This is a genomic window from Trichocoleus sp. DQ-A2 (assembly GCF_039961915.1).
Lineage (GTDB): Bacteria > Cyanobacteriota > Cyanobacteriia > Cyanobacteriales > FACHB-T130 > FACHB-T130.
Window position 1 is genome coordinate 53,531 of record NZ_JAMPKD010000022.1, and the last position, 17,814, is coordinate 71,344.

Annotated in this window: 14 protein-coding genes; 3 read left to right on the plus strand and 11 right to left on the minus strand. The window is 44.5% G+C overall.

The window, feature by feature from the left end:
- Window positions 1-2: 2 nt before the first annotated feature.
- From NC997_RS20385 to NC997_RS20430, 10 genes are all read right to left on the minus strand, one after another.
- Window positions 3-1,157, minus strand: coding sequence for a hypothetical protein (locus NC997_RS20385; RefSeq protein WP_190525431.1), 1,155 nt, complete (start codon window positions 1,155-1,157; stop codon window positions 3-5).
- Entirely contained in the window at window positions 1,142-2,257 is a 1,116-nt protein-coding gene (locus NC997_RS20390) for a glycosyltransferase (RefSeq protein ID WP_190525432.1), read from the minus strand. Before NC997_RS20390 ends, NC997_RS20385 begins: the two co-directional genes overlap by 16 nt.
- A complete protein-coding gene (locus NC997_RS20395; RefSeq protein ID WP_190525433.1) occupies window positions 2,257-3,081 on the minus strand; it encodes a class I SAM-dependent methyltransferase in 825 nt (274 codons plus the stop codon). Before NC997_RS20395 ends, NC997_RS20390 begins: the two co-directional genes overlap by 1 nt.
- Window positions 3,078-4,184, minus strand: a complete 1,107-nt coding sequence (locus tag NC997_RS20400; protein WP_190525434.1) for a glycosyltransferase family 4 protein — start codon at window positions 4,182-4,184, stop codon at window positions 3,078-3,080. The genes NC997_RS20395 and NC997_RS20400 overlap by 4 nt, the downstream gene beginning before the upstream one ends.
- On the minus strand, window positions 4,175-4,909 hold the full coding sequence (locus NC997_RS20405; RefSeq protein ID WP_190525435.1) for a class I SAM-dependent methyltransferase: 735 nt from the start codon (window positions 4,907-4,909) through the stop codon (window positions 4,175-4,177). Before NC997_RS20405 ends, NC997_RS20400 begins: the two co-directional genes overlap by 10 nt.
- On the minus strand, window positions 4,906-5,595 hold the full coding sequence (locus NC997_RS20410; protein WP_190525436.1) for a class I SAM-dependent methyltransferase: 690 nt from the start codon (window positions 5,593-5,595) through the stop codon (window positions 4,906-4,908). Before NC997_RS20410 ends, NC997_RS20405 begins: the two co-directional genes overlap by 4 nt.
- A gap of 38 nt (window positions 5,596-5,633) precedes the next feature.
- Complete coding sequence (locus NC997_RS20415) at window positions 5,634-6,377, minus strand: TylF/MycF/NovP-related O-methyltransferase (RefSeq protein ID WP_190525437.1); 744 nt, start codon at window positions 6,375-6,377, stop codon at window positions 5,634-5,636.
- Window positions 6,374-7,747, minus strand: a complete 1,374-nt coding sequence (gene murJ, locus NC997_RS20420) for a murein biosynthesis integral membrane protein MurJ (RefSeq protein WP_347276058.1) — start codon at window positions 7,745-7,747, stop codon at window positions 6,374-6,376. Before murJ ends, NC997_RS20415 begins: the two co-directional genes overlap by 4 nt.
- Window positions 7,748-7,871: 124 nt before the next feature.
- Window positions 7,872-8,435 (minus strand): hypothetical protein, encoded by a 564-nt coding sequence (locus NC997_RS20425; protein ID WP_190677572.1) that lies wholly within the window; start codon window positions 8,433-8,435, stop codon window positions 7,872-7,874.
- Between the two features lie 25 nt (window positions 8,436-8,460).
- Window positions 8,461-10,206, minus strand: coding sequence for an S-layer homology domain-containing protein (locus NC997_RS20430; RefSeq protein ID WP_190525438.1), 1,746 nt, complete (start codon window positions 10,204-10,206; stop codon window positions 8,461-8,463).
- A gap of 155 nt (window positions 10,207-10,361) precedes the next feature.
- Here NC997_RS20430 and NC997_RS20435 point away from each other — a divergent pair, with 155 nt between their 5' ends.
- Both NC997_RS20435 and NC997_RS20440 read left to right on the plus strand, forming a co-directional pair.
- On the plus strand, window positions 10,362-11,879 hold the full coding sequence (locus NC997_RS20435) for an SLBB domain-containing protein (protein WP_190434877.1): 1,518 nt from the start codon (window positions 10,362-10,364) through the stop codon (window positions 11,877-11,879).
- Between the two features lie 161 nt (window positions 11,880-12,040).
- Window positions 12,041-14,413, plus strand: coding sequence for a polysaccharide biosynthesis tyrosine autokinase (locus NC997_RS20440; RefSeq protein WP_190525439.1), 2,373 nt, complete (start codon window positions 12,041-12,043; stop codon window positions 14,411-14,413).
- 88 nt (window positions 14,414-14,501) lie between these two features.
- Here the strand turns inward: NC997_RS20440 and NC997_RS20445 are convergent, their stop codons facing one another.
- Window positions 14,502-15,512 (minus strand): NAD-dependent epimerase, encoded by a 1,011-nt coding sequence (locus NC997_RS20445; RefSeq protein WP_190525440.1) that lies wholly within the window; start codon window positions 15,510-15,512, stop codon window positions 14,502-14,504.
- Between the two features lie 515 nt (window positions 15,513-16,027).
- Here NC997_RS20445 and NC997_RS20450 point away from each other — a divergent pair.
- A complete protein-coding gene (locus NC997_RS20450; protein WP_190525441.1) occupies window positions 16,028-17,767 on the plus strand; it encodes a hypothetical protein in 1,740 nt (579 codons plus the stop codon).
- Window positions 17,768-17,814: the final 47 nt, after the last annotated feature.

Below are 17,814 nucleotides of genomic sequence, written 5' to 3' on the forward strand. Positions count from 1 at the left end.
AGCTATATCAAATGTCCTTTAAGCGGAATGCGAGGGGGCTGAATTTTTAAAATCATCCACAAGAAGTGGAACTGTGCCCAAGCAATTATAGGAGTTATCTGAAGCCGCTGACGAGGTCCTTGTAGCTCATAGAAAGCTCCATAAAGAAAAAGGGTTAGGACAAGGTATACGAATAGAAATTTGACTTCCCTTGAACACCGCCAAAGCATCCATCCACCGCAGATAGCAGGGATAAATAATACCCAATGAAGAATAGATGGAAAAAATAGAAAAGTAGATGCTGGCTCAATTGACCAAGGTTGAGGCGTTAATGCCATTCTGATTACTCCTAATAGAATAGTTGTCCAATTCTGATCAAGACGATTGAAATTATATAGAGTATTTTCTAGCCCTAAGAAAAATATAACAAAAATGCTACCAATAGCTGCTAAAAAAAGTAAAATGTATCTCCGCCAGCCCTTCTGAAAAAGAGAGAGCCAGATTCCGGTAGCTATCATCATGATGATCGGGACATAAAATCTAATCCAGAAAAAAACAAAAATAACTCCTCCCAAGCCCAATAAATCATAAAATTTAAGCTGTTTTGATAATCTTAAAATTAAGTAGATTGCTATTATAGTAAGAGTCATAATCATAGGATCTTTTAAATTCAGAAAGGATGACCATGCTACTATTTCCCAGTGAAATAAAGAAAACAGAAGCAGCCTCTGAGCATACTTACGGCTAAAACCACTCAGATGAGCTATACGAAACAGAAAATATCCACTAATAAAAGTAAGAGAAACGTTTAGAAAGACTGGAGAGTAGTAATACTTACCAAATAAATACTGACCGAGTATATTCCACCACCCATAGAGGACATGTCTCCCTCCCGATAGAGACATCAGATTCGACAGACCATTTGGATTGACTAGTGCTGTAATCGGGTTATATCCCAATTGCAGCATTTTGGTTCCTTGAGATTGATAAGTTATGTCATCCAGAAATATCCAAGTACCATCAAAGAAAAAAGCAAAATAAACCAGCGGAATTAAAACTTTGACAAGGGCTGCATAAAAAGCTGTAAAAATTGAAAGATTTCGACTAGCAATCCAGAAGCATAATAATCCAATACAAAAAGCAGCCCTGAGCAAATCGCTGGTTAAACCTTCAGCCACAGTGCTTCCTCTGTTTGCTCTACGAGTTGCTTCACACTAAAATGCTCGACTATACGCGAACGTACATTTAACCCCAAGACACTTTTCTCCCTTTCTAAACAAGCTACCCACCCTAAAGCAAGAGCTTCTGGGTTTTGCTTCCCCACTACCACCCCCGTATCACCTACAATCCAGGCTGAATCTCCCACATCCGTCACCACACATGGGATACCGCACGCCATCGCTTCCCCAATCACATTAGGAAATCCCTCGGTGTAAGAAGAAGAAACAGCCATATCTAGGCTATTATGAACCGCAGGCATATCGGCACGCGCTCCTGCCCAAATAATTTTGTTAGAGATACCTAACTCTTCAGATAGCTGATACAACTCATTAGCATAACTCTCCAGACCGTTACCCACGCAGACAAAACGTACATTCTCCCACTCTTGACATAGAAGTGCAGCTGCCTTGAGAAAGGTAGGATGGTCCTTCATAGGGTCTAACCGTCCGACTAATCCAATTAATATTGTGTCCTCAGCTATACTCCATTCTGTTCGTAACCTCGCCCTTGCTTCCTTGTCTGGTTTAAAGCGTTCTGTATCGATACCATTAGGAATTACTACCATCTTATCAGCAGGAAAACCATGTGCTAGATGATAAGCTAGACCCGCATGAGAGTTGATAACAATTAGGTCGGCAAAATGAGAAAATAAGCACTCTAGTTTGAATATAAGACGGCATAGCCAGTCATATCGGCTTAAATCAACATTGGATGCTCGAACTCCCCAGAAAATTTTAGTTGATGGAAGAAAAATCTTTAGGAAGATAGTCAGTAAATTTGATGTACTCATAAATCCATACAAGACATTAGGATTTATGCGCTTTACATGATAGATAAGACGCAATAAAAAGCCGACAACGTCCCAGCGATCGCGCTTTTCTAAAGAAATCAACTGGATCTCGCTATCTTGCAGATCTTTTTCTAATGCCCCACCAGAGTAAAAGTAGAGAACTGTTATATTAAATTTTTTCTTATCAAGGGCTTTTACGAGGGTTATTAATTGTCTTTCAGCCCCGCCATAATTTAGCGAACGAATTAGGAAGGCAATCTCAATCATTACTTTTTAAACACAAATTGATTGTTGCCTAAGCTACCTCCACAAGTGAGCAGGTTTTCTAGCACAAGATTTTTATTCCGATAGAACTTAAAGATTTCTTCTGGTTTTGCGACTTCAAACGGGTAGCCACCTAACCAATCAAACCAATCATAAACTATAGACATACCCCTCGTTTTTTTGTACTCGGTATATCGAGCTATTGGATTTCGAGCCTTGAGTATATCTACAGCTAATCCACCTAAAATAAAATAGGGAATGAACAAAGTAGAAACTAGGGTTTTCCCGGCTATTCCTGAGCAGTAAAGTTGCTTGATTCTGCGCCAACGTTTAGATTTACCGCCCTGTTCATTGTAAATAGCAATAAACAACCTACCCTGCTCTGCAACAGGCAAAGTGACATTTTCTATGGCTTGCCACATAGCTCCAGTATGGTGAAGCACGCCCCATGAATAAACAATATCAAACTTGCCTAGAGACTTTAAGTAATCTGCGTCTAGAACGGAACCTCGTTCAATAATCCAATTATTATCATCAGGAAAATAGCGGCGTTTGAGTTCTTGAGTACAACCTACTGAATCAGGATCGTAATCAAAAGAATGCACTTTAGCTCCTAAGCGACGAGCGGCAAGAGAAAATAACCCGCTACCAGAGCCAATATCAAGAAAGGTTTTACCTTGTAAATCTTCTACTTGGAGCATCTGTTTGAGCGACTTTTGTGCTTCTGCAATGCGCTCGTCATTAAGAACTGATAAAAAGCGCTGCCAGTTTTTGCCAAATTGAAAGCGATCGCCCTGCTTTACTTCCTGCTCAAAAGTGCTTGTCATAGCTTCTCCTTGACAACTTGATCCAACAATTTTTCCCACATATTCATTACTTTCTCTAAACTAAATCTATCCATTACCTGTGTAGCACGACTAGCTAAGCGTTGGCGCTCTGCTTCATCAGACATGAGACGCTTCATTGCCGCAGCTAAAGCATCTACATCTTGATTTTTTACTAAAATACCATCTACGCCATCACGAATAATCTCTCTTGGCCCGCTGGGACAGTCTGTAGAAATGACGGGTAGACCACAAGCCATTGCTTCACACAGAGCGTTAGGAAATCCTTCAAACCTGGAAGACATAACGAAAATATCAGCCTGCTTCAGAAATTCATAAATATTTTTCACCCGTCCAGGTAGATGAACCCGGTTAGACAAACCAAGCTGGTCCCGCAAAGCTTCTAATTCCGTGCGTAATGCCCCTTCTCCTAATATTGTCAATGTCCAATCAGGGTAGCAGACTTTTAGCAGTGCAAAAGCTTGTAGCAGTAAGTCAAAACCCTTCTGAGAGTCAAGCCGTCCAACAGCAATTAGAGATGGTTTAGTTATCAATTTTGCTGACTCTGTTTGGTTTGTATTAATAAATATAACTGGATTAGGGATAACATACGAGCGAGATTGTATCTGGGCAGAAAAATAACTCAATGCTCTTGCAGTTACCCCAACAACTCGATTGGCTTTGGGATAAATCCACTGACGCAATAACCCCCTTACCCCGCCAATAGAGTACATTGCTGGATGAATGCGTTCAGATACTACTACTGGGATATGTAACCCGCGCGTCGCCAGTAGGGTGAGTATGTTATTTTTATCTATGAAGCTAATTACAGCATCGGGCTGACTATCAGCAATGGCGACTCGTAGAACTTGAATGCGTTTCAGGTTATTCCAGATACCAACGAGCAAGCTTGGCGACTCTCTAGCTATACCCAAACAAATATGATGAACATTGCAATCTAGGTCATAAAACGGAGGTACTTTGCCATCATCGAAAGTCAACAAAGTAATTTTCCATCCTTTAGCTGCCCAGTAGTTAGCCATGACTGACATTACCTTTTCAGCACCGCCAGCGAATATGGAAGGAATTACTAAGGTTAACCGCATTTTTTTTTTGCAACTATTAAAGCATTACTATAAAATGCCTGAGTGCGATCGCTATAATCTATCAACCAACCGCTTAAGTTAATGACCATACAAAAAAATATCCAAAGCGGGAGAATTACGCCTTTTAATATACGACTGTATTTGTACAAGTTCATTTGCCTTTCGAGCCAATTTAAAACTAGCGCCCCAACCGTGCTACCAATACCGCCCTGATGTTTTGCTTCCATAACTTCATAATTTTGCTCGATTAAATTTATAAGTCCGTATACTGAAAACCGCCGATAATCATCTGGTACACCATGCTCGTTATAGATAAAAGGTACAGTTAGTATTAGTATACCGCCCGTTTTTAAAACCCGAGTAATTTCCTCAATAGTATTGCCTAAGTTGGCTGTGTGTTCTAAAACCTGAGTGCATAAAATAGCATCAAAAGAAGATGTTTCTAAAAGCCATTCTTCATCAGTGTCAATGACAATATCAACCTTTGAGCCGGGATAAATATCAATGCCGATATGTTTGACCTTCTCTAAATTTATCCAAGTGCTGTAAGGTTTATCACCGCAGCCAACATCGAGCAAGCGCCCTTCAAGAGTTGGTAATATACGCTTGAGATCTGAATAAAGGTCTTTTACTGCCAACCATTGAAAATGCCAAAATCGTATATGCGGATGCGTTCCGCAAAGCTTTTTATATAGGTTAGAATAGATATCACCGATAAGACTCATACAAATTTCTTACTTATAAAAAATATATTTCCGTTGTTTCCATGTAAGCCAATTAGTGATAAGCATTTTTTGAGCAAGGCACTTATAACACCCTTCCAATTCAATGATGACCAACTAACAAAATAAATTACTTTAAGTTTCTCTACTTTCAGATTACCTGAAAATATAGCCGCTAAACTATGAGTATTAAAAGACTGCTGGTGTCCCCATTTGTGAAAAATATGTCCACAATCAGGACAGATAACTTGGCTGTTAAAAAGGTTTTCCTTAAATGGAACAGTCCCAACCAATAACCCAGAATTTTTTAATATCCGTTCTATCTCATACAAGCCTTGCTGTATTTGTTCACTTGATAAATGTTCGATAACCTCAGAACAAAAAACAACATCAAAAAAATTATCAGGATACGGAATCTGTTCTATATACCCTACCTTTCCTTCAATACCTCTTTGCTCCAGCAGAGCAATTGTGGTTTCACTTGGGTCTAAAGCATAAGTTTCCCAGGCTTGCTCCATACATTTCTGTTCAAGCCAGCCGTTGCCAACTCCTATGTTCAATACTCTTGGCTTGGTGTGACTATAAATTGCCAAAACTTGGCGAAAAAGATAGTTTAACCTTGGAGCTGACTGCAAGAATATGTCAGATGATTGTACCTGAAAATAATCCCAGATTTTGTCCTGTTGCATTTTTTTATTTTACTGAAGCATTGCTGTAGCCAGTACAATTATTTTTTGATGACAAAAGCTTGACCACTTGGAACATTAATAATCTTTTCTGCCTTATTTTCCATTAACTCATCAAACGCTTTTTTTGCGCCTGGACAGGTTGTAAATCCGTAGTCATCACACAAGATTAGTCCACCAGTTACCATTTTAGGGTAGAAAAAACAAAGGGAATCAAAGGTAGGTTGATAAAGGTCAACATCTATATGAACAAAACAAAATTTTTTACTTGAGACATTATTAAATGTTTCTGGTATCCATCCTTTATAGATTTCTATTTTATCTTTATACTCGGCAAGATTTCTTTTAGCTATATCTTCAGTGGCTTTCAAATCACCTGCCTGCCAATACACTCCATCTATCTCCAAAGGTGAAGATAAGCCTTCAAACGAGTCAAAAGCATGATGTACCTTGTCAGTATTTTTAAATTTATTACAAATTAGCCAAGATGAAGCACCGTTAAAGACACCACACTCAGCCGTGTCACCCGGCAATTCATCAACAAGCGATAACAAAGATGTAATAAAAAATTTTCTGTCAGCAGAACGGTAGCTTTTTCCTACATATTTTTCGTAAAAATCGAAAAAATCTTTATTTTCAAGCCATATCTTTCCATACTCACTGAAAGTAAATTTTGGATACCATAAAGATGCTATTTTCTCACCGAGAACAAAGCTAGCATACTTACTTTCTTGCTTAGAAAAAAACTTTTTGTATAAGAGGCGAAAAAGGGTTATTAACTTCATATAAGTTTGGGTGTAATTTTTTTCACACTCAATAAACAGTAGGTCAAGTAACCAAAGGAAAAACAGATAACAATGGAAGTAGATAAGGCAATACCTGATACGCCCATATACTTTGTAAGCAAGTAATTGAAGCTAATATTAATTATTAAATTAAACCCAGATGCCCACATTAGTATCTGATTAAGTTGAATTGACGAAATTAACCGCACAACCAAAATACCTGAAATATAAAAAGGGATTTGCAAGGCATAAAAAGCTTGTATTTGGGCTACTAAGCGCGTAGCTTCAGGTGTAAATGAACCCCTTTGAAACAACACTTGGATAATAGGTTCAGAAAACAGAAATAAAAACCCTGTTAAGGGTACGGTCACCATAAAAATAAAAAAAAGAAAACGCTGAAGTGTATAGCGCACTCCTGTCCAATCTTTACAGGCAACCATCTTTGAAAAATATGGAATTACTGCTGTTCCCAATCCTGTAGCCATTAGCCCAATTGGAAATGCAATTACTTTATTGCCATAGTTTAAGGCGGCGACACTTCCCGGTGACAGCATTGCTGCCATTGATTGATCCACCAGATTGGTGCTGCTCATTAAAAAAGCTCCAGCAATCATCGGTGCATACTGACCAGCTACCTGACGCAAGTGAGGATCAAATCCGTACCACCTGGGGCGCAATGAGATACCTTGCCGCTTCAGCGCCACTCCCATAACTACCATCTCCAAAACTGCACCGCACAGTAGACCACCTGCCAAGGCAAAGATTCCCCAAGACGAACATATCAGCAGAAATATCACACTGATAACTGGGGTAATAATCGGAGAAAGTGCAGCTAAAGCGAATCGCTCACCCGCATTCAAAAGTGCAACCCAGATAACAACCACCCCATCCAGCAGCACAACAGGCGCGATCGCCCACAGAAGACGAAACGTCAGGCCTAACTTTTCAGAGCTAAACCCCCTAGCAATCCAGGGTAGATATAGAGGCGCAGTAACTACCATCAGTATGGTAGTAATTAACAACAACCCTAAACTCCAGACAATTACCCCGGAGAAAAGCCTTTGTGCTGCCTCTACACCTTCTTTCTCCCGTACCTGAATATAGGTGGGGATGAAGGCAGCATTAAAAGAGCCAGCTACCACATTGATGATAAAAGAAGGAACGAGCAAGGCAATTAAAAATGCATCGAGTTCGTCCCCAGTGCCAAATTTCCAAGCAACTACCAATTCCTTTCCCGCAGCTGCTACTTTTACCAACGCTGTCATCAGAGCAACTGTAACAGCTGCACCAAAGATTTGGCGGTTGGTCGAGCCACTAGTCAGCTTTTTCCAAGAATGGAGCAGCTTTTGTGCTGCTAGAGTTTGTTTCACCTACACTTAGCTCAAGTTTTCAGCTCGCTGAGCGATTTCATCCCAAACTCCCTCATAGGGACTGATAGTAGCAGCGCTCAACCCCATAGATCCTCATTAATTGACATCAAATTTGGAAGTACCATTAACCTGCTCCAAAAGCCGCATTCAACAATGCAGCCAGGACAGATTGAATCGCTAGCAGCTCATCGGGAGGCTCGCTCAAAAATACGCCGCTACTGGAGTTGATGAGAGCATTATATGCTTCCACTGCCGCCGCCAGCCGAACCGCATCGACCCTACCATTTGCGGTTAGCCCTTGCAAGTTGGCAACCACGTTACGAGCCAGGGTTGGATTAATGCCTTCAGTAGCATTCACCAGACCGCTTTCTAGCTGGCTCGCGCTAGCAGCAACATTTCCAGTCCCTGTCAAAACGTTCCCTAAGCTATTATTGGCAGTCTGGGAGTTGACTGAGGCTGCTGCCTGGTTGACAGCAGACGCGATCGCCTCCGTTCTGAAGGCGAGTCTTCCCCGCCCACCTCTATCGGGTATGAAGGCTCCGTTGACAACGTCGCTAGTCGTCATAACCGGCCCTGTGACATCTGAATTGAAGCCTGGAGTCTGGGCAAGCGCTGTTTCCGAAAGCAGAAGAGAAGAACCCAAAGCTAAACCCAGACCGAGATTTACAGAAAGACGTTTGATATTCATGGCTTTTGTTTTGCGAGCAAAGAACTTAGAAAGTAATGCCGTAACCGACGCCCAGGATAAAACGCGCCCCATCACCAGCATTTCCGGTTACATCAGCAAGCGCTGGAGTGATGATCAGCGGTATATTCTCGAATGGAGCGATCGAAGCACCCACATTCAAATCTTGACCGCTCCATTCGGCAATGACCGATATTGGTTGAGCTACGCGCACGCCAATACTGCCAAACGGATTGACCGAGTCTCTGCCAGCCTCAATATCAGGTACTGAACGAAAGCGACCGCCACCCAGACCTACAGAAGCAGTAACTGAGGGGGAGAAGCCTGCCGTTGTCCGAGATCCTAGCGGAAAAACTTTACTAACGACACCGTAAACGGTGCTGTACCCTGGATCGGGTTCTCCAAACGTCTCGATATTTTCCACCCCAACCGCAACGGCTAGGTCATTAGCAAACTGACGGTGAATCTTGAAGCTAATCCCACCATCTTCAAAGCTATCATCGCCGAAGAGGTCATAAATTGAGATAACGCCTTCTACACCCACTGCTCTTCGAGCATCGCCCAGACCAATACCTGCTGCAATTACCCCGTCTGCCTTATTGGTGTTGCGGGTTCTTTCTTGGAAGCCCCCTCCGATAAAAGCCTGACCCCGATCGGCTCCGAAAGCCGTGGGTGTTGTAATACTAGAGTTTCCGCCAATTAACCGCCGCAGCTGTTCTACTATTGGGGGTGCCGGAAGCCGATACTGTTGGCGCAAGGCTGCAACTTGTTCTGCTGTCAGGGGAGGCGGTGTTGTCGCCACGGGTTCGTAGCCAACAACGTAACGAGCAGCAACATCCGTTGCTGGAATCTGCGGCGCTTGCCCCGCATTCACTAAAGCCTGGTAAATAAACGCTGCCACGTCAGCACGGGTGGCTAACTGATTAGGATTTAACAGCGCCACATCTGGATAGTTGACAACTAGTTGATTTTGTGCAGCGGCGGCAACACTGGTGCGGGCATAGGCAGGAATGCTCCCAGCATCCTGAAATAAACCATTTAAAATTGAGGCGGTATCTGCGGTTGGATTCAAGTTAAGTCCGCTGACCAAAGATACCAAGACTTGGACGCGGGGGATGTTTTGATTCGGCTGGAAAACCTGGTTGGGGTATCCTTCTAAAAACCCTGTCCGATAAGCTTCCTGAATGGCTGTGTAACCCCAGTAATTGGCAGGCACATCCACAAAATCGATCGCTTGGCGAGTGGCGGGTCTTTGAAAAGCCTTCCGGATCATGGCGGCAAACTGAGCGCGTGTCACCGGCTCGTCAGGGCGGAAAGAGCCATCTGGAAAGCCTACGATCACTTCTCGCTCTGCGAGTGCTTCAATAAACGTCTGCGCCCAGCTACCTTGTACATCTGGGAAGGTGCTGGCTTGAGCCAGTTGAGTCGGCGTCGTGACGGCTCCAGGTTGCTGTAAACTTCTTCCTGGGGCGGCTGGATTGCTAATCGCTGGCAGCGAAGAGCTAGAACGGGTGGTGGTTGAAGGAGCAGGCGGGTTAGAACGCAGCGCGTCAGCTCCCAGCATCGTTTTTAAGAGTGCGTCACCCATTGAACCGCTACCCTTGGCTGGTGCTGAAGCATTCCCGTTGGTAGAACTTGCCTTCGTGGTAGCCAGACTGGCAGCTGCATAGAGGATCGTACTGCCCAAAAACATGGAACTTAGTAGGATGTGTACCCGATACCACAATTTCTTTTTGCTTGCACTGACACGGCTCCTACCTGTTGCTGGCGTCATAACCTTATCCTCCTCATACCCAAATATTCCTTGCCACCTCAAAGGTACACGAGTTTGGGAAAATTACGTTGGTGATTAAACTTTATACTGCAACTTTTTACGGATTGTATCCGTCAATGGCGTGACTTTGTGTAACGAGGTTTAACAGATTTGGAATGAAGAGTGCTAACTTGAGCGCCAAAAGGCATCGTGAAACAAGTTCTGATTTTTGTAATAGCGGTGCTAGTTTTCCGAAACTGGCTACCCGAACCGTTGTGGGCTTGGCGCTCCTATTTGTGGCGGCAATGACGGTTTCATCACCAGCGATCGCGCAACTCCCCGGATTGCGCCCTTCTGCTGCCCCAGCGGGAACATCTACCAGACGTGGATCGGAGGCCCCATATACTTTAGGCGCAGGCGATCGCGTCCGGCTGGATATTTTTGAGGTTCCTGAATACAGCGGAGAGTACCAGGTGCTAATCGATGGTACGCTCAACCTGCCAATCATTGGCAGCGTACCCGTTCGGGGATTGAGCCTCGAAAGAGCAACCGATGAAATTTCTAGCAGATACGGTCGCTACATCCGACGCCCCCTGCTGACCATTACTCTGCTGGCACCCCGTCCCGTCAAAATCGCAGTGGCTGGGGAAGTCAATCGTCCGGGTTCCTATACCGTTAACCTAACCGAAGGCAATCAATTTCCCACCGTCACGCAAGCACTGCAATTGGCTGGGGGCATTACTCAAGCCGCCAATATCCGCCAAGTAGAACTGCGACGCATTTCACCCGGTTCATCGGGAGTCATCGCTGTCAATCTCTGGGAATTACTCAACAACGGTGATTTGAGTCAAGATCTCACTTTGCGAGATGGAGACTCGCTGTTTATCCCCACCAGCCCCCAAATCAACGCCGATGAATCCCGTACCTTAGCGGATGCCAGCTTTGCGCCCCAGAACACCGGGCCAATCAAGATTGTCGTAGTCGGAGAAGTATCCCGTCCAGGGCCTTATATCGTGTCACCAACCACCATCGCCACTGCGAACACTCCCCCTGAGGCGAATGCGACTGCGGCTTCTAGCAGCACTCCTGCCACCGTGACCCAAGCCATTCAAGTTGCAGGGGGAATTACCTCCCTAGCAGATATTCGCCAGGTTCAAGTCCGCCGTTCTGCCCGTTCGGGACCCGAAAAAGTCCTCAATATCAACCTCTGGCAACTTTTACAGTCCGGGGATGTCACTCAAGATGTCATCTTGCAAGAGGGAGATACCGTGGTGGTGCCTACTGCCAGCAATATCGATCCCTCTGAGGTACCCCAAGTCGCATCGGCTAGCTTCTCTCCCAATACCATTCGGGTCAATGTGGTCGGGGAAGTTGCCAAAGCAGGGACGATTGAACTACCACCCAATACGACCTTGAATCAAGCAGTGCTAGCAGCCGGAGGATTTAACAATCGTGCCCGGAGGAGTTCGGTAGAGCTGATTCGTCTCAACGCCAATGGCACCATTTCTAAGCGGAACGTCCCGGTCAATTTTGCTCAGGGCATCAACGATCAAAACAATCCGATTCTACGCAATAACGACGTGGTGGTAGTGAACCGCTCTAACCTCGCTAATTTCTCAGACACGTTGGGGACGGTGTTGAGTCCGCTGGGAGGGGTTTTCAGCTTATTCAACTTCTTTAGAATCTTTGAGTAAAAACTTGGCTGGCTAGATCTGGAGAGCCGCAATCAAGAGCTGAGTAAAAAATTCGATCGTTTGGATGTAGCATCCTGCACTTTCATGGTACAAAATGAGGCTAGAACCAGGAATCTCCCTGGCGATCGCGTCAACCAAGCCAACAAGGTGCAGGGGTTTAGATGGAAGCGGGCCAATTTTCTCAACCGTCATCGCCGAAAGGGAATGGCAAGCAATTTCAGCCATTGCCGCTAACCGACGAAACTCAGTTTCTGGAAAACAGCCAGGACGACTTGAATGTTCGTCAGCTCTTGAATGTGGTGCGTCGCCGTGCTTTGGTGATTGCGGGGGTGGCGATCGTTGTCACGACTGGAATCGGCTTATGGACATTCAGCCAGACACCCAAGTATGAAGGAAAGTTCCAACTCCTGGTGGAACCCGTCACGGCTGAAAATAAGCTGACTAAACTTACTCAATTGCAGGCAATCGAGCCAGCTCTCAACGACTCTAGTCTGGATTACGAAACCCAAATTAAAGTTTTACTTAGTTCTGAACGGATGGCGGCATTCATCGCTCAGATCCAAAAGCGCTATCCCGATATCGACTATGAATCACTCATTCTTGAAAACAACCTAACAATTACCCAAATAGATAAAACAAAAATTTTAGAAGTACGTTACCGCGATACCGATCCCGACAAAATCAAGTATGTATTATTCGAGTTGGCTAAAGTTTATTTGAGGTACTCTCTTCAGGAGCGGCAAACTAACCTCAACCAGGGAATTAAGTTTGTAGACGGTCAACTTCCTGGACTTCAACAACGGGTGGACAAACTCCAGGGACAACTGCAAACGTTCCGGCAGCGTTACAACATCCTCGATCCGGAAGAACAAGCCAAACAACTTGCCGTGCTAGCCTCAAATGTTGAGGAACAAAAACTCGATAACCAACTAAAACATAATGAAGTCCGTTCGTTGTATGCAACGTTACAAAAGCAGTTAGGATTACCCCCCAATCAAGCGATCGCTGCCGCATCTCTTTCGGAAGCACCGCGTTACCAACAGTTACTCAACAAACTTAAGGAAGTCGAAACAAAGCTTGCCACCGAGTCAGCCCGATTTCTGGCAGAAAGTCCAACCATTCAGTCACTCAAAGAGCAGCAGCAAAATTTGCTGCCCCTCTTGCAACAAGAAGCGGCGGCAGTACTGGGAAATAATCTATCTGGTCTCAGCGAACGGCAATATTTGTCTTCCCCCAGCACGGTACGTCTAGAGCTGATTCAGCAATTTGTGGATGCGGCAAACCAAGTCCAGGTTCTGGAAGTTCGCGGCAACGCGATCGCGCAAGCCGAAAAGCGCTTAAATCAACAAGTTAGACTACTGCCCCTGATTGCCCGTCAGTACACAGATTTACAGCGGGAACTCAACGTCGCAACCGAGAGTTTAAACCGCTTTCTAGCCGTTCGGGAAACCCTGCAAATTGAAGCAGCACAGAAGGCTCTCCCCTGGCAGCTGATTGCCAAACCCCAAAAGCCAGAAGATCCTATCTTTCCCAAGCCAAAGCAAAATTTGATATTAGGAGCGATCGCTGGGGTAATGTTAGGGCTGGCATCTGCCTTATTAGCAGAGCGACTCGACAATGTCTTCCACTCCCCCGAAGAACTCAAAGACAGCACCCGACTGCCCATTCTTGGCTTGATTCCCCACCACAAAGAACTCAAACTATTCAAACCCATCGCAGAACTCGCCAATTTTGCCCAGCCAAATGGCAACGGAGCCTTAGCCAAAAACCAAATCGGAGATAGCCCATCCAAAGAGCGTGCCACCACTCGCAAAGCTAGCTGGTACAATGCTTCTCCCTTCTTAGAATCCTTCCGTTCTCTCCATACCAATATTCGTTTTCTCGGTTCTGATACCCCCATCCACTCGCTAGTGGTTAGCTCAGCGTCCCCAGGTGATGGTAAATCCACTGTATCCGTACACCTAGCACAGGCGGCTGCGGCAATGGGACAGCGAGTTTTGCTCGTAGATGCAGATTTGCGGCGTCCTCAGGTTCATAATGTCCTCGGTTTAGAAAACCACCAGGGACTGAGCAACGTCATTGCCACAGGTCTAACTCCCAGAGAAGCCATCCAGCGCTTGCCCTCCTGGGACAATCTCTACGTGCTAACCGCTGGACAAATCCCACCAGACCCAACCAGACTGCTTTCCTCCAAGCGAATGCAGTATTTGATGGAGCAGTTGAACGCTGTTTTTGATCTAGTGATTTATGACACGCCACCGATACTAGGTCTGGCAGATGGCAGACTCCTGGCTGTCCATACCAATGGCGTGATCATGGTAGCGAGACTGGGCAAAACCGATCGCTCCATCCTGCTACAAGCGATAGATGCATTAAAAATCTCTAGTGCCCCCGTCTTGGGTATGGTTGCCAACGGTGTGAGAAGAAACGCCGGTGGATCGTACTATTACTACGATCGCTACTACACTTCTAATCAAGAATCAGAAGTAGAGAATGCCAAGAAACTCTTGCAAAAGAAACTCGGATTGCGCTAGCTCTTGGCGATTAATTGTTAGGAATTAGTCATTAGTTTTTAGTCATTTTTTTAAATCATGGATAGAACTAATGACTGATGACTAACTGCTAAGCCCCATAAAAAGAGCGATACCACTCAACAAAACGTGGAATTCCAACTTCAATGGATGTACTAGGCTTGAAGCCAACATCTCTTTGTAAATCAGTAATATCGGCATAAGTTTCAGGAACATCTCCCGGTTGCATTGGCAGCATATTTTTCACTGCCTTCGTACCGAGGCAATCTTCCAAAACCTCGATAAAACGCCCTAATTCAACCGGCGTATTATTGCCAATATTGTAAATTTTATAAGGTGCGGCACTCACTCCCGGATCGGAGTCAGCTCCTGCTAAATCAGGATTTGGGTGTGGAATTTTATCAGCTACTCGTAAAACTCCTTCTGCAATGTCATCAATGTATGTAAAATCGCGCCGCATTTTACCATAATTAAAAACATCAATCGGACGCCCTCCTAAAATGGCTTTGGTAAACAAAAACATTGCCATATCTGGACGACCCCACGGCCCATATACTGTAAAAAAGCGCAAGCCAGTCGTTGGTAAACCATACAAATGACTGTAGGTATGCGCCATCAGTTCATTTGCCTTTTTACTAGCTGCATACAAGCTGACCGGATGATCTACATTGTCATGCACCGAAAAAGGCATTTTCTTATTTGCCCCATAAACTGAACTAGAAGAAGCAAACACCAAGTGTTCAACTTGCGAATGCCGACACCCCTCCAAGATATTCGTAAATCCCACCAGATTGCTATCAACATAAGCATGGGGATTTTGCAGCGAGTAACGTACACCGGCCTGGGCAGCCATATGTAGTACTTGTTCAATCTGGGAATTCGCGAATAACTCAGCAATTCCTTGACGGTCAGCCAAGTCAAGTTTGTAGAATTGGAAATTATTTTTGTCCTTCAGTTGCTCCAGACGAGCTTGTTTTAAATTGACATCATAATAATCATTGAGATTATCGATGCCAATGACCTCTTCTCCTCTATCTAGCAGCAGTTTACACAAGTAAAAACCAACAAAACCAGCGGCACCAGTAACTAGAATTTTCCCCATATTTTTGTTTCTACTAGCTGTTAGCAGGTTGGTAATTGATGTAGCGTCATTGACAAATAATGGCGATGAGCGCAACAAATCCAAAGGCGTTCAAGTCCAAAGTCTAGCCCAATTACTCAGCCGAGTGCCATAGTTCCGCACATGAACCCCTGGTGACACTAAGGGTTCATGTGCCCTTACAACCCCATCAGTTTGATGCAAGCTACCTGGAGCGTGTCCTGTGTACGCTCCAGGCAGCTAACTGGGAGCATTTTGTTGATGAGAGCGAAAAGCGCTACGCGAGGAGCGCAGGTACGTGTATACGCTCCTCGCGTAGCGTATGCTGCTTTATGCGGCTACTGCCTTACCTGCATCTGCCGCCTAGGAGACGCTCCTGCTTCCCTGAAACAAGGAACTATCCCAGCCGTGTCTAGTCTGATGAAGAGCTTTAAGTTTAATTCTGCTTAGCGTCGGATTACGGGGTTTGTCTATTCCGTTTCATTTTGCCCATTCAAATTAAGTCTGTCACCTTACGTATGGTAATCACTCACCTGCACAAATTTTTAACAACCTCGACTGCCAAAACTTCTAAATCTCAGATGATATTTTGGTTCACTTTAAGCTTAACTTTCGCCCTCCTTTATAGTTTTTTAGGACTCAAGCAGGCTTTCAGTAGCTCGTATGTGGTGCAAGATGATGCACGGGTATATGTGTTTTGGATGCAGCGATTTGTAGACTCAGGCTTGTTTCCGAATGATTTTATTGCTGACTATTTTCAAGCTATAACCCCCTCGGGATATGCTGCTTTCTATCGATTGATAGCATTTTTGGGGATTGAGCCACTTGGCTTGAGTAAATTACTACCAGTCTTTTTGACACTGCTGACAACCGCCTACTGTTTTGCAGTCTGCATGGAGATTTTCCCGGTACCAACAGCAGGATTTATTAGCACGCTGCTGCTTAATCAAAATCTCTCCATGAGGGATGATTTAGTTTCTAGCACTCCTAGGTCTTTTATTTTTTTGTTTTTTCTAGCATTTTTGTACTATTTGCTGCGGCGCTGTTTATTTTTATGTTTAGGCGCGATCGCTTTGGCTGGGTTGTTTTATCCCCCGTTGTTGTTCATTTTAGCCGGAATCTTAATCTTGAGACTGGGGCGCTGGGACGGACAGCAACTCCGTCTATCTAAGAATCGGCTTGATTATCTGTTCGGCGCTACTGGATTAGGACTTTGCCTGGTAGTCTTATTGCCTTATGCTTTGAAATCCTCTGAATTTGGCTCAGTGATTGCAGGGATGGAGCTAAGAGCGTTACCAGCATTTTCTCAAACGGGAAGAATTCCTTTTTTTGATAACAATAATCCCCTATGGTTTTGGCTATTTGGGCAACATAGTGGTCTTTTGCCTAATGTGTTTGAACATCCCCTATCTCTTCTGGGATTATTCTTGCCAATCTTGATGCGCTATCCTGACAGGTTTCCCCTAATTAAGCAAGTTGCCAGCAGCGTCATCATTTTGCCTCAGATTGCGCTAGCATCTTTTGGGATATTTGTGGCTGCCCATACCATGCTATACAAGCTTTTTGCTCCCGCCCGTTACACGCGATATAGCCTCAAATTGGTGATGATATTGAGCGCAGGAATAGTATTATTAGCGCTCCTGGATGCCGTTATTAACTGGTCAAAACAGCAGGATAAACTTTTGATTCGGCGACGGTTCATAGCTTTGGGGGCAACAACTCTTCTAGGAACTATCTTGGTCTTTTATCCACATTTATTGGAAAAATTTCCAAACAGTAATTACGTTGTCGGTAAGGCACCCGCACTGTATGAATTCTTTCAAAAACAGCCTAAAGACATTCTCATTGCTTCCCTATCTGAAGAAGTAGATAACCTACCTACTTTTTCCCAAAGAGCTATCTTAGTCGGGTGGGAATATGCCATTCCTTATCACGTGGAATACGAGCGCCAAATTCGCCAACGAGCTACGGATTTAACTCGCACTCAGTACACTCAGGATTTGGCAGAAGTTCAAAATTTTATTCAAACCTATGATGTAGATTTTTTCTTGCTGGATCGCGCAGCATTTACTTCTGAATATATCAGCAGCAATCCTTGGTTTAGACAGTGGCAGCCGCTAGGAAAAGAGATTATAGGAATGCTGGAGCGGGGGAGGATTCCAGCCATGTCTGGTTTGATGCAGCGTTGTTCGGTTTTCGAGACAGGGGAGCTGGTTGTACTGCAAGCCAAATGTATGATTAAAGCCACCCTAGATTAAATACTACTGAAATCATTTCAGCTTAAGGTCGCCACAAATAAAGGGTT